Origin of the sequence: Paraburkholderia sp. JPY419, assembly GCF_050435705.1 — a bacterium.
GTDB classification, from domain to species: Bacteria; Pseudomonadota; Gammaproteobacteria; order Burkholderiales; family Burkholderiaceae; genus Paraburkholderia; species Paraburkholderia youngii.
Window position 1 is genome coordinate 710,430 of the sequence record NZ_JBNDKV010000002.1, and the last position, 13,252, is coordinate 723,681.

The 13,252-nt window shown below is 66.0% G+C and carries 11 protein-coding genes; 2 read left to right on the forward strand and 9 right to left on the reverse strand.

Features of this window, described 5'->3' with window-relative positions; translation table 11 throughout:
- Positions 1-164: 164 nt before the first annotated feature.
- On the forward strand, positions 165-1,316 hold the full coding sequence (locus QFZ91_RS09450; protein WP_176378048.1) for a branched-chain amino acid ABC transporter substrate-binding protein: 1,152 nt from the start codon (positions 165-167) through the stop codon (positions 1,314-1,316).
- 58 nt (positions 1,317-1,374) lie between these two features.
- Here the strand turns inward: QFZ91_RS09450 and QFZ91_RS09455 are convergent, their stop codons facing one another.
- Positions 1,375-3,321 (reverse strand): DUF3857 domain-containing transglutaminase family protein, encoded by a 1,947-nt coding sequence (locus QFZ91_RS09455; RefSeq protein WP_429567076.1) that lies wholly within the window; start codon positions 3,319-3,321, stop codon positions 1,375-1,377.
- A gap of 83 nt (positions 3,322-3,404) precedes the next feature.
- A complete protein-coding gene (locus QFZ91_RS09460) occupies positions 3,405-4,067 on the reverse strand; it encodes a hypothetical protein (protein ID WP_429567077.1) in 663 nt (220 codons plus the stop codon).
- A 342-nt stretch (positions 4,068-4,409) separates the two neighbouring features.
- Between QFZ91_RS09460 and QFZ91_RS09465 the strand changes: the two genes are divergently transcribed.
- Positions 4,410-4,544 carry a hypothetical protein gene (locus tag QFZ91_RS09465; RefSeq protein WP_429567078.1) on the forward strand — a complete coding sequence of 45 codons (135 nt, stop codon included), beginning with the start codon at positions 4,410-4,412 and terminating at the stop codon, positions 4,542-4,544.
- A gap of 243 nt (positions 4,545-4,787) precedes the next feature.
- On the opposite strand, the gene hutG is transcribed toward QFZ91_RS09465, so the two are convergent.
- The 7 genes from hutG to hutH all read right to left on the reverse strand — a co-directional run bounded on the left by hutG (position 4,788) and on the right by hutH (position 13,038).
- On the reverse strand, positions 4,788-5,600 hold the full coding sequence (gene hutG / locus QFZ91_RS09470) for an N-formylglutamate deformylase (RefSeq protein WP_429567079.1): 813 nt from the start codon (positions 5,598-5,600) through the stop codon (positions 4,788-4,790).
- Between the two features lie 50 nt (positions 5,601-5,650).
- On the reverse strand, positions 5,651-7,036 hold the full coding sequence (locus QFZ91_RS09475) for a formimidoylglutamate deiminase (RefSeq protein WP_429567080.1): 1,386 nt from the start codon (positions 7,034-7,036) through the stop codon (positions 5,651-5,653).
- Positions 7,037-7,056: 20 nt separating this feature from the next.
- The gene (hutI, locus tag QFZ91_RS09480) at positions 7,057-8,286 is read right to left on the reverse strand and encodes an imidazolonepropionase (protein WP_429567081.1); all 1,230 of its coding nucleotides are present in this window, start codon (positions 8,284-8,286) and stop codon (positions 7,057-7,059) included.
- A gap of 84 nt (positions 8,287-8,370) precedes the next feature.
- Positions 8,371-8,997 (reverse strand): HutD/Ves family protein, encoded by a 627-nt coding sequence (locus QFZ91_RS09485; protein WP_429568614.1) that lies wholly within the window; start codon positions 8,995-8,997, stop codon positions 8,371-8,373.
- Positions 8,998-9,026: 29 nt separating this feature from the next.
- Positions 9,027-10,715 (reverse strand): urocanate hydratase, encoded by a 1,689-nt coding sequence (gene hutU / locus QFZ91_RS09490; RefSeq protein ID WP_429567082.1) that lies wholly within the window; start codon positions 10,713-10,715, stop codon positions 9,027-9,029.
- Between the two features lie 81 nt (positions 10,716-10,796).
- Positions 10,797-11,492 carry a histidine utilization repressor gene (gene hutC / locus QFZ91_RS09495; protein WP_176378054.1) on the reverse strand — a complete coding sequence of 232 codons (696 nt, stop codon included), beginning with the start codon at positions 11,490-11,492 and terminating at the stop codon, positions 10,797-10,799.
- A gap of 25 nt (positions 11,493-11,517) precedes the next feature.
- Positions 11,518-13,038, reverse strand: a complete 1,521-nt coding sequence (gene hutH / locus QFZ91_RS09500; RefSeq protein ID WP_429567083.1) for a histidine ammonia-lyase — start codon at positions 13,036-13,038, stop codon at positions 11,518-11,520.
- Between the last annotated feature and the right edge of the window lie 214 nt (positions 13,039-13,252).

Genomic DNA, 13,252 nt, shown 5'->3' on the forward strand with positions numbered 1-13,252 from the left:
CGCGAACACGCTGCGAAGCGCAACGTCACTGCGCGTATTCCAGCATTGTGAGCGGCGACCGATCCTTCGTAGCCTTGCGATGCGCGAGGGCTTCCCTCGGCCTCACGTGTCGTACCGCTTTCGTCGCACCGCTTTCATAACAACCGTCGATGCAAGGAGAGACCATGAGTCTTCGCAACACGCTGAAACCGCTGGCCATGCTCGTGGGTGCGATGTTTGCCGTCGCGCCTGTTGCCAGTTTCGCCGACGACCTGCCGGTCAAGATCGGTTTTGCCGCGCCGCTGACGGGCGCCAATGCCGGCTACGGCAAGGATCTGGAAAACGGTGTGCGGCTCGCGATCGACGAGGCCAACGCACAGAAGATCAAGATCGGCGACAAAGTCGCACACTTCGAGATCGTCTCGCAGGACGACCAGGCCGACCCGCGCGTCGGCGTGCAGGCCGCGCAGAAGCTGGTCGACTCGGGCGTCGCGGTGGTGGTCGGCCACTTCAACTCGGGCACGACGATCCCGGCCTCGCAGGTCTACGAACAGGCCGGCATTCCGGTGCTCGATCCCGCCGCGACGAATCCGATCATCACGGGCCGCGGCTTCGCGAACACCTTCATGGTGATTTCGACCGATGCGCAGAACGCCGGCAACGCAGGCATTTATGCGGTCGAGGTAACGAAGGCCAAGCGCATCGCGATCATCGACGATCGCACCGCGTTCGGCCAGGGCGAAGCCGACGAGTTCGAGAAGGCCGTGAAGGCACACGGCGGCACGATCGTCGCGCGCGACTACACCGACAACCACGCGGTCGACTTCAGCACGCAGATCACCAAGTTCAAGGGCGCCAATGCGGACCTCGTGTTCTTCGCCGGCCTCGACAGCCAGGCGGCGGGCTTCGCGCGGCGCATGAAGCAGCTCGGCCTGAACGCGCAACTGGTCGGCGGCGGCGGCGTGATGGACGAAGACTTCATCAAGCTCGCGGGCGATGCGTCCGACGGAGCGATGGCCTGGGAATACGGCCGCCCGCTCGCGCAACTGCCGGGTGGCAAGGACTTCAACGCGAAGTTCAAGAAGCGCTTCGGCGCGGATGTGCTGTCGTATGCGCCGTTCGGTTATGACGGCGCGTGGGTCGCGATCAAGGCGATGCAGCAGGCCAAATCCGATTCGCCGAACGTGTACCGCCCGGTGCTCAAGTCGATCGACTACGACGGCGTGACCGGCAAGATCTCGTTCGACAACACCGGCGCGTTGAAGAGCGGCGCCTCGACGCTGTATCAGGTGAAGAACGGCGCATGGGTGCCGGTCGTCACGAAGAGCGGCACCTGAGTTCGCTGTCCAGTGAATCGTAGCGGCCCTGCCCAGCTTGCGGCCGGCGTGGGGCGCGCTACTGCCTCCCGGCCGCCGCCCTGACGACCACCTCGGCATCCAGATCGCGCTCGATGCGCACGAGGTCGTCGCGAATCGCCGCGAACTCGTTAGCCGTACACATCTGGTGGCCGAACGCGGCGCGCAGATGCCGGTTGACCTGCAACGTGCGCGTCACCGGATCGAACACGTAGCGCGACGCAAATGAGAGCAACGGGTCCTCGACCGTGGTGTCAGTCGGCAGGTCCGTCACGCGCACGAAGCGCGGCAAACTCATTTCCAGCGTTTCATCGAACTCCCCGCCGATGCATGCCCACGGCTGCGTTCTGACGGGTTCCGCGAGCCACGCCTCGACCTGTGAGTTCATGCCGCCGGCGAGACTCGTCAGCGCCGGCACGGCGGTCGTGCCGTCTGGCCAGATCAGATGCGGCACGCTGCCCTGCATCGACGTCGCGAACGGTCCGCCGGTCACGGCGACGTCGTCGGTCTGCAACTGCGCGGTGCCATGCAAGCCCGTTTTCAGCAGACGGCTCGCGGCAATCTGCTGCGCGCCCTCGCGCGTCGCGCGTCGGAACGTGTTGCGTTCGATCTCCGCGGGATAGCCCCGGTCTTCGACGCGGTACGCGTAATGCGCGGTGCCGTTTTCATCGATGTCGATCTGCACGCGCGCGTTGCGTTCGTGCCGTTGAGTGGCGGGCGTGCGCGCGAGCACGCCGGCGTCGACGAGCAGCACCGGCCGGTCCATCACGCCGCCAGGCAGATAGCCGAACGCGGTGCCGCCCGCCGTCGTGTCCGCGAATTGCGCCAACTCGGGAATCCAGATGATCGCGTGATTGATCGCGCTCGCGCCGTAGCCCGGCACCTCGGGCAACGTGTAGTACGGGCCGAGATTCAGCAGCACCGGCTCGCTGCGAATGCCGACCGCCGCGAGCAACGCACCGTATAGCGCGACATGGTCCTTGCAGTCGCCATAGCGGTTGCGCAGGATATCGGCCGCCTTGTGCGGAATCGCCGCCGTCTCGCCGAGGAAAAGCGCGACGTAGCGGATGTTCAGACGCATCCAGTCGTATAAAGCGCGGGCTTTGTCGTGCGGATCGCTGAGGCTGGCCGTCAGTTGCTGAGCAAGACTGACGATCGCGGGATCGTCGCGGGTCGCGTCGTTATCGGCGGGACCGCGATAGCGCTCGGCGAAGCTCGCGAAGTCCGCTACCGTCGACACCATCAGCCGGTCACCCCAGTTCGCATAGCCGACCGCGCCCGCTTCCACGCGCGGATAGGGGCCGTGCCGATAGTCGAACTCGTAGCGGGTGCGGCCGTTCGCGGTGACGGGCGGCACCGCGACGTAGCCGCGCGCGTCCGCGTAGAGCGGCACGTCGGCGGGCAGATCGAAGATCAGACGCTGCTCGTCGACGGGTTCGAGCGACGGCTCGACCAGATAACCGAAAGTGCCCGCCTGCAGCGGCTTCGCGCGGGTCTTACGAAACGCCAGATGCACGCGCGAGCCGCTCGTGACGCCGGGGAAGATCACGGTGCGCAACACTCCGTCCTCGAAGCTCGGCGCACCGGACGAACGCGGCTCCTGCACGTCGCGGATCGCCTCGGGACCGACGGCATGCGCGGTACCGTCGGGATCGATCGTTTCGGCGGCCAGCAGTTGCACCTGCTCGATGTCCTTGTTGAACCACACGTAGCGTTGCGCGATTGCGTCGACACCGCTGGCCGTGTCCGCGCGCATCACCGTGTCGTCGTGTTCCTCGATGGAGCCGTCTTTCTGGATCACGAACAAATGGACGTCACGCTCGATCGTCGCAGGGGCGCGTTCGTTGGGGGAGGTAGCGATTTCGGCGGCGCTCGCGCGAAGGGGGAAGGCGATGCCGCTCGCGGCAGTTAGCGCCGCAAGCAGCGCCGCGGCGCGCACGCTTCGCGCGAGCGACGCGTGCGCCAACCTGACGACGATGTTCCCCAAGATCCACCTCGGCAAGATGCGTGTCGTCGTTGTAGCACATCGCCGGCCCGCGCGTTTCGGACCGGGGCCGCCGTCAATCGCGATCACTCGCCGTCGTCGAGCTGGCTCAGCAGCGCCTGCAGTTTTTCCACGTGCCGCAGCAGCATGTGCCGGTGCTTGTCGATCTGTTCGAGCCGGCCCTCGAGATCGGCCTGAATGCGGTCGTCGAGTTCGGCCGCGGCCATCACGTCCTCGACCTTCGCACGCATCGACGCGAGTTCGACCGGCGCATGCAGCAGATGCCGCTCGAAGCGCCGCACTTCCTGCGTCGCGACATCGCGTACCTTGCGAAAATGCACATGACGGCGGTGCGCTTCGACATCGAGCGTTTCTTCCTCGACGCGACGCGCGGGCCCCGGTTGCCCGAAAATCGGCTCGGGCCGCAGCACCGTCTTCTTGCGCACCGGATGCGCGGTGCCGCGAAAGCGCGCGAGCGGCTGCTCGTTGTCGATCGCCTCGCGCGCGTTCGGCGGAATCTCGTGACCGCTGTGCGGCACGTTCATCCAGCCGCCCGGCAAGCCGGTGACCGCCTCGACGCCGCGCACGAATTCCTCGCTGAATTCGCGTTGGCCGGACAGCATCAGCTTCAGATAGCTCGCGGAAAACGTCATCATGCGCGCGAGCCGGCTCGCGGCGCCAACCTCGCTGGTCAGCAACACCAGGTTCGCGCGCCAGACTGGCAGCAGCAATTGGTCGGAATCTTCCATCGCTGGGTCTTCCATCTTTTCGCCTGATGAATCGATGACCGCGTCGCGCATGTCATCGTTTTGAAAGGGTAGTCGTCTCGCGCTGTCGCGTGCAAGGCAGCTATGCCGCCCTGCGTGCGGTGGGGCCCATATGCCGAAGGTACACGCATGACATGGTACGCACCGGCCAATTCAGCGCAAAGCGCGCTAAAACAGGGCTTACAACACATCGCGTGTTGCATTGACACACGTATTTGCGCACCGTTCCTGTTCGCGGGCGCTCGATGTGGCATGCTTACACGCCGATGCGGCACGGGTCGTGCTGCATGGGTCGCTCCACAACATTGACTTAAGGGTTTTGTAATGAAGAAAATCGTTCTCACCATCGCCGCAGCCGTCGCCACCCTGAGCGCGATCGCTCCCGCTCAAGCTTATGAACATCACCACGAGTGCCATAAGGTGAAGGTTCATCATCATTGGGAAAAGCGCTGCCACTAATGGCGGTGAAACCGTGTCCAAGGACGCGGTGCACATAAAAAGCCCCGCTTTCGCGGGGCTCTTTTTTCATGGCGCGCCGCGTCGTGAAACAGCCGGCGCACGATACGCTGTGCGCGCTAGACGCCCAAACCATTCCATACGATCGCGCCGATATGCAATCACGGACACATGCTGTTACACCTTCGCGATCCGCTAACCGATGCACGCCGACGCCGTCCTCACGGCACCCGTCGGATCACCTAGTCAGGCTGCTTTCACGCGAGCGAGAGCCGTCGTCACCAGCGCTTCGAGCAACGGCGCGACCTTCGCGGCGAGGTCTTCATCGTATGCATAAGGCAAGCGCTCTTCCATGTACGTGATCTGCGACAGTTCGAGTTGCACCGCATGCACGCCCTGCTCGGGCTGACCATATTGGCGCGTGATATAGCCGCCCTTGAAGCGGCCATTCGCGACCGCCGTATAGCCACCGTGGCGCTCGACCAGCGCGGCCAGTTCGTCGCCTAGTCCCGGCGCCGCGCTCGTACCGTTCGACGTGCCGAAGTTGAAGTCCGGCAGACGTCCGTCGAAAAATCGCGGCACGCGCGAGCGGATCGAATGCGCTTCCCACAGCAGCACCTTGCCGTGCTTCGCCTTCAGCGCCGCGATTTCGCCAGTGAGCGCGTCGTGATACGGCTTCCAGTACGCGTCGCGACGGCGCGCGACTTCGGCGTCGTCGGGCAGATGGCCGTCGCGATAGAGCGGCTCCTTGTCGAACGTATCGACCGGCAAGAGACCCGTGGTGTCCTGCCCCGGGTACAGGTTCGCGCCGTCGGGCGGACGGTTGAGGTCGATCACGTAGCGCGCGTAGGTTGGCGTCAGGAACGACGCGCCGAGAACCTTCGCGAATGCGTACAGGCGATCGAGATGCCAGTCGCAATCGTCGGTGCGTTGCGCGACCGGCGTCATCGTCGCGGCGATGTCGGCGGGGATTTGCGTGCCCAGATGCGGGATGGAGATCAGCAGCGGCAGGCTTCCCTGATGCAGCGAGAAAACCGGCGTGAGGTTCGAAGCAGTCATGTCAGTCCGGAATCAGAGGGATCGGAGAATCGGTTCGGCGCGCATCGCCGTTATTTGAGCAGTTCCGCGAGCGCCGCGCGATAGCGCGCATATGCGCGCTCTTCGTCGCGATGCCGGCGATCATCGACGACCTTGATGCCGCCCGCATAGACGTCGCGGATCGGCGTATCGCCGTGCTCGCAGAATACGACGCCCGACAGCCACGCTTCTCGCTCGTGCTCGGCGATGCTCGAATGAGCGGCGTCGAGCACGAGCCAGTCCGCGCGATGGCCGGGCTGCAACGCGCCGACCGCGCGGCCGGTCGCGCGCGCGCCGCCGTCGAGCGCGGCCGCATACAGGCGGTCCGCGACATGCGGAGCCTGCGCCGACGCCAGCACGTTGCGCTGCCGGCGCGTCAGACGCTGGCCGTATTCGAGCAGACGCAATTCGGCGCGCCAGTCGACGCCGATATGGCTATCCGAGCCGACGCCGATGCGGCCGTGCGCGTCCAGATAGTCGTGCGCGGGGAAAATGCCGTCGCCGAGATTGGCCTCGGTGGTCAGACACAAGCCCGCGACCGCGCCGCTTTTCGCGAGCGCTAGCGTTTCATGCGGATCGACATGGGTCGCGTGCACGAGACACCAGCGGCTATCCACCTCGAAACGATCGAGCAGCCATTGCACCGGCCGCGCGCCTTCGGTTTCGATGCACGCGTCCACCTCGGCGGTTTGCTCGGCGATATGGATATGCACGGGCGCGCTCGCATCGATGCCGCCAAGCAGCGCGCGCAACGATGCCTCCGATACCGCGCGCAGCGAATGCGGCGCCACACCGTAACGCAGTGCCGCATGTTCGGGGCGCGCGGCGCGCAGCGTGCCGAGCAGATCGAGCAGGCTCTCCGGCGTATTGATGAAGCGCCGTTGATCCTCGCGCGGCGCGCGCGCGCCGAAGCCGCTGTACTGATACAGCACCGGCAGCATCGTGATGCCGATGCCGCTCGCCGCCGCCGCATCGACCACGCGCTCAGCAAGCTCGGCCCGATTCGCGTAGCGCTGGCCGTCCTGCGCGTGATGCACGTAGTGGAACTCGCACACCGACGTATAGCCCGCCTTCAGCATTTCGATGTAGAGCCACTGCGCGACGCTCGCGAGGCCCTCCGGCGTGATGCGCGCGGCGAAGCGATACATCAGGTCGCGCCACGACCAGAAGTTATCGGTCGCGTTGGCGCGATATTCGGTGAGCCCCGCCATCGCGCGCTGAAACGCGTGCGAGTGAAGGTTGGGCATGCCAGGCATCAGCGGGCCAGCCGCTTTCGGCACACCGGCCGGCGCTTCGGGTCGATCCGGCGTAACGGCGCTCAGCGTGCCGCGCGCGTCCCATTCGAGCAGCACGTTGCGGCGCCAGCCCTCGGGCAGATACGCGTCGGCGGCGAACAGCGATTGATTGGATTGCGTCATCTGTCAGGTTCCGGTTCGGTTCAGGTCACACTCGACCCGCGCCGCGTATACACGGTTTCGCCCGCGCGCACGACGCGCGCGCACAACGGCCGGCCAATCCAGTAAGCGAGCTCGGCCAGCGAATCGACCGACCACACCGCGAAGTCGGCCGCGCGACCCACCTGCAGCGTGCCGTGCCGATCGCTGCTGCCGAGCGCGCGCGCCGCATGCGTGGTCACGCCCTGCAGCACCTCGGGCACGGTCATGCGAAACAGCGTGCTCGCCATGTTCATCATCAGCAGCAACGAAGTCGCCGGCGATGTGCCCGGGTTGCTGTCGGTCGAGATCGCGATCGGCACCTCGTAGCGCCGCAGCAGTTCGAGCGGCGGCAACTGCGTCTCGCGGATGAAGTAGTACGCGCCCGGCAGCAGCACCGCGACGGTGCCCGCTTCCTTCATCGCGGCGACGCCGGCTTCGTCGAGAAACTCCAGGTGGTCCGCCGACAGCGCGCGATGCCGCGCCGCGAGCGCGGTGCCGCCGCCGTTCGACAACTGCTCGGCGTGCATCTTGACCGGCAGCGCGTAGTGCGCGGCCGCGTTGAACACTCGCTCGCTTTGCTCCAGCGAAAAACCGATGCGCTCGCAGAACACGTCGACCGCATCGACGAGGCCTTCGTCCGCTAGCGCGGGCAGCATCGTGTTGCAGACTTCGTCGATATACGCGTCGGCGCGGCCCGCGAATTCGGGCGGCAGCGCGTGCGCGCCGAGAAACGTCGTATAGACCGTGACCGGATAGCGCTCGCCGAGTTGTCGCGCGACGCGCAGCATCTTGCGCTCGCTCGCGAGATCGAGACCGTAGCCCGATTTGATTTCGATCGCCGTCACGCCTTCGGCGAGCAGCGGTTCGAGCCGCGCCGCCGCCTGCGTGAACAGCGACGCTTCGTCCGCCGCGCGCGTGGCCCGCACCGTCGATACGATGCCGCCGCCCTGTCGCGCGATTTCTTCGTAGCTGACGCCCGCGAGCCGTTGCGCGAATTCGTCGGCACGCTGGCCGCCATACACGAGGTGCGTATGACAATCGATCAGGCCCGGCGTCACCCACGCGCCGCGCAGGTCTTCGCGCGGCCATCCGGCATATTGCGCGGGTAACTCGGCGAACCCGCCGAGCCACGCGATGCGGCCGTCTTCGACAGCGATCGCGGCATCGGCGAGCGTGTGGCGAGGATCGCCCTGCGGGCACAAATTCAGGTGATGCCAGACGGTTTGCTTCATCGCGTGCTCTTTGCCGCTCGTTGCGTGTCTGTGGATGGGTTGGCCGTGATGGAGCGCATGCAATGCCTCATCACGCGTGAATCGTCATCGCGTATAGCGGATCGTGATGGCGAGCACCGCGCCGTCGCCCGTTAGCGTGCATGCGAGCGCGTTCGGCCCGTCGACGCGCAGCGTGTCGCCGGTGTCGAGCCGCACGGCTTGCGCGTGGTCCGCCGCCAGCGCGACCGTGACCGCTCCGCCCGCGCAAAACAGCAGCGCCGCGTCGCCGTCGAGCACGCGCGGCGAATCCTGCTTCGCGCCGACACGCCACACGTCCAGCTCGCCCCGCGCCACGTCGCGCCGCACCATCAGGTTGAAGTCGCGCGTCGCGCCAGCGACGAGACGCGCGTCGATGCGCGTCTCGCCGTTAAAGCGCGCGACGTCGAGCGGCTGCCGCAGCACATGCGTCGACATGACGCCCGCGTCGCCCAGCTCATCGAGCAGCATGCCCGCGCCAGACAGCAGCACGAGCGTCCGGTCGACGCCGTCGAAGCGCGAGAACGGCCCGGCCTGCGCGACATCGGCGACGCTCACACGCCACACGAAGTCGGCGCCCGCACCCTGCCCGCCGACCAGCGACGGAAACGCCGCGACTTCGCGCGTAACGCCGCCGCCGTTTTTCCACGGCGCCGCCACGAGCTCGGCGCCGCGAATCAGCGAGACGCTTGCCATGTCGCCCGCGTGGTGGGCCTGGGTCACGATCAGCGTCCCAGCATAGGCAGATTGAGGCCTGCCTCGCGTGCGGTCTGCTGCGCGAGTTCATAGCCGGCATCCGCGTGACGCATCACGCCGGTGGCCGGATCGTTCAGCAGCACACGGCCGAGGCGCTGGTGCGCGGCTTCGGTGCCGTCCGCGACGATCACGACGCCCGAGTGCTGCGAGAAGCCCATGCCGACGCCGCCGCCGTGATGCAGCGACACCCACGACGCACCGCCCGCGGTATTGAGCAGCGCGTTCAGCAACGGCCAGTCGCTGACCGCGTCCGAGCCGTCCTTCATCGATTCGGTTTCGCGGTTCGGGCTCGCGACCGAGCCCGTGTCGAGATGATCGCGGCCGATCACGATCGGCGCCTTCAGCTCGCCGTTCCTGACCATTTCGTTGAACGCCTGGCCGAGACGATAGCGATCCTTCACGCCGACCCAGCAGATGCGCGCCGGCAGACCCTGGAACGCAATGCGTTCGCGCGCCATGTCGAGCCAGTTGTGCAGATGCGGATCGTCGGGGATCAGCTCCTTGACCTTCGCATCGGTCTTGTAGATGTCCTCGGGGTCTCCCGACAGCGCGACCCAGCGGAACGGGCCCTTGCCTTCGCAGAACAGCGGGCGGATATACGCCGGCACGAAGCCGGGGAAATCGAACGCGTTTTCCACGCCCATTTCGAGCGCCATCTGACGGATGTTGTTGCCGTAGTCGAGCGTGGCCGCGCCGCGTTCCTGCAGCGTCAGCATCGCCTGCACCTGCCTCGCCATCGACTGTTTAGCCGGCGTGACGATGCTGTCCGGCGCGGTCTTCTGACGCTCGCGCCAGTCCGCCACCGTCCAGCCTTGCGGCAGGTAGCCGTGAATCGGATCGTGCGCGCTGGTCTGGTCGGTCACGCAATCCGGCGTGATGCCGCGCGCGACGCACTCGGCGAACACGTCGGCCGCGTTGCCGAGCAGGCCGACCGAGATCGGCTTGCCGGCCTTTTTCGCTTCGTCGAGCATCGCGAGCGCTTCATCGAGCGTCTTCGCTTTCCTGTCGACGTAGCGCGTCTTCAGACGGAAGTCGATGCGCGTCTCGTCGCATTCGACCGCGATCATCGAGAAGCCCGCCATCGTCGCCGCGAGCGGCTGCGCGCCGCCCATGCCGCCGAGACCGCCGGTCAGAATCCAGCGGCCCGCAGGCTCCCCGTCGAAGTGCTGGTTCGCGACCGCGAAGAAGGTCTCGTAGGTGCCCTGCACGATGCCCTGGCTGCCGATGTAGATCCAGCTGCCCGCCGTCATCTGGCCGTACATCATCAGGCCCTTGCGGTCGAGTTCGTGGAAGTGTTCCCAGGTCGCCCAATGCGGCACCAGATTCGAATTCGCGAGCAGCACGCGAGGCGCGTCCGCATGCGTGCGAAACACGCCGACCGGCTTGCCCGATTGAATCAGCAGTGTTTCGTCTTCGTTCAGCTCCTTCAGCGACGCGAGGATCTGGTCGAAGCAATCCCAGTTGCGCGCGGCGCGGCCGATGCCGCCGTACACGACGAGCGCGTGCGGGTGCTCGGCGACCTCGGGGTCCAGATTGTTCTGGATCATCCGGTACGCGGCTTCCGCGATCCAGGTCTTGCAGGTCTTTTCCGCGCCGCGCGGTGCGCGGACCGTGCGAGTCGGATCAAGACGCGGATCGATGTGTTTCGGATTGTTCATGGTGTGCCTCGGAATGCGTGACGATGTTCGATAAAGATTCGGCGGAAACGAAAAGGCGCGAGAAGGCGCGAAAAAGCGAATTCAGAAATGCCCAGTGAAGCGATAACGGGTGCCCGGATGCCACAGATTCGCGATCGAGGCGACCTCGCCTTGCGACCACGTACGCCGGTGCAGCACCAGACACGGCTCGCGTTCACTCATGTTCAACAGCTCGCGCGTGATGTCGTCGGCGGCGAGCGCCTCGATGCGGTACTCGACGCGCTGCAGCGGCGCGACGCGCACGAGGTACTGGTTCGGCGTGGTGTTCGTGAAGTCCTGCAGCCCGTATTCGGGCGCGACGGCCGGATTGACCCAGCGTTGCTCCAACTGCACCGGCTCGTCGTTTTCGAAATGCAGCAGACGCGAATGAAACACGGGGCTGCCCGCGCTCACCTGCATCTCTTCGGCGAGCGCCGCATCGGCGATGCTGGCGCCGATGTTCAGCACCTTCGCCTGATAGCGGTGACCGCGCGCGACGATTTCATCGGAGATGCTGCGGATCGCCACCAAGGTGGACTCGTACTTGGGCCGGGCGACGAACGTGCCCGAGCCTTGTACGCGTGTGAGCACCTGCTCCGAGGTCAGCTCGCGCAACGCGCGGTTGACCGTCATGCGCGCGACGCTGAACTCGCGCGCAAGCTCGTTTTCGGAGGGCACCTGGTCGCCTTCGGCCCACTCGCCCGCATGAATGCGCGCGAGGATGAAGTCCTTGATGCCCTGATAAGCGGGTGCGTTCATTGTCGTGATCCGCGCTCTCGACGACTCATTGTTCCGACACGAACGAGAACGGACTCAGCTTCGCGACCGCGCCGGCCTGCACGAGCTTCGTGACCGCCGCGATATCCGGGGCGAAGTAGTGATCGAGCTCGTAGTGCGCGACGTCCTTGCGCACGAGGTCCATCACCTTCTGCAAGCTCGGGCTGGTCTTGTGCGGCGCGCGCAGATCGACGCCCTGGGCGGCGGCGAGCAATTCGATCGACAGGATGTTCGCGGTGTTGTCGGCGATATCGCCGAGCTTGCGTGCGGCGAACGTCGCCATCGACACATGGTCTTCCTGGTTCGCCGACGTAGGCAGCGAATCGACGGAGGCCGGATGCGCGAGCGTCTTGTTCTCCGACGCGAGCGCGGCAGCCGTCACGTGCGCGATCATGAAGCCGGAGTTCACGCCGCCATCCTTGACGAGGAACGGCGGCAGGCCCGACAGCGTCGCGTCGATAAGGAGCGCGATGCGGCGCTCGGCGAGCGCGCCGATTTCCGCCGCGGCGAGCGCGAGGTTGTCCGCCGCGAACGCGACCGGCTCGGCGTGGAAGTTGCCGCCCGACAGCACTTCGCCGGTGTCCGGGAAAATCAGCGGATTGTCGGAAACCGCGTTCGCTTCCCTCAGCAGCGTTTCGGCGGCCTGACGCATCTGGTCGAGACACGCGCCCATCACCTGCGGCTGGCAGCGCAGGCTGTACGGGTCCTGCACCTTGTCGCAATCGGCGTGCGACACGTTGATCGCCGAGCCTTGCAGCAGCGAGCGATATGCGGCCGCCGCGTCGATCTGGCCTTGATGGCCGCGCAGTTCGTGGATGCGCGCATCGAACGGCTTGACCGAGCCCATCGCCGCGTCGACCGACAGCGCGCCGGCGACGAGCGCCGTGCGGAACAGGTCTTCGATCGCGAACATGTTGTAGAGCGCGAGCGCGGCCGACGCCTGGGTGCCGTTCAGCAGCGCGAGACCTTCCTTCGCTTGCAGTGTGAGCGGCTTCAGGCCGACGAGCGCGAGGCCTTCGGTGGCCGGCATGCGCTCGCCCTTCGCGAACACTTCGCCGACGCCGAGCAGGATCGCCGACATATGCGCGAGCGGCGCGAGGTCGCCCGATGCGCCGACCGAACCCTTGACCGGGATCACCGGCAGCACGTCGGCGTTGAACAGCGCGATCAGCGCTTCCATCACTTCACGGCGGATGCCCGAGTGGCCGCGGCCGAGGCTCGAGAGCTTCAGCGCGATCAGCAGACGCACGACCGGGCGCGACATCGGCTCGCCGACGCCGACGGCGTGCGACAGCACCAGATTGCGTTGCAGCAATTCGAGCTGATCGCGCGGGATGTGGGTGCTGGCGAGGCGGCCAAAGCCCGTGTTGATGCCATAAGCCGGCTCGCCCTTGGCGGTGATGTCGGCGACGGCCTGCGCACACGCGTCGATGGCGGCGTGGCTCCCGGGATCGAGTTGCAGGGTGACCTGCTCGCGTGCGATCTGGCGCAGTTGCGGGAGGGTCAGGTGGCCGGGCTTCAGAATCATGGTTGTCGTCCTGTCTATACAAGTTCAAATAAGTCTAGCCGGCGGGCCTTGTATATACAACTTCTTTTTCGAGATTCCGTGCCTGGGGATTTCCATTATTTGCCGCAGGATTCCGCGTAAGGTCAGCAGGTTTGGCCGCGCGTCGGCATGCGGCGGATGCAGGACGCATGGGCCGGCTTGGGCTCTGCGGCTTAACCTACACTTGTATATACAC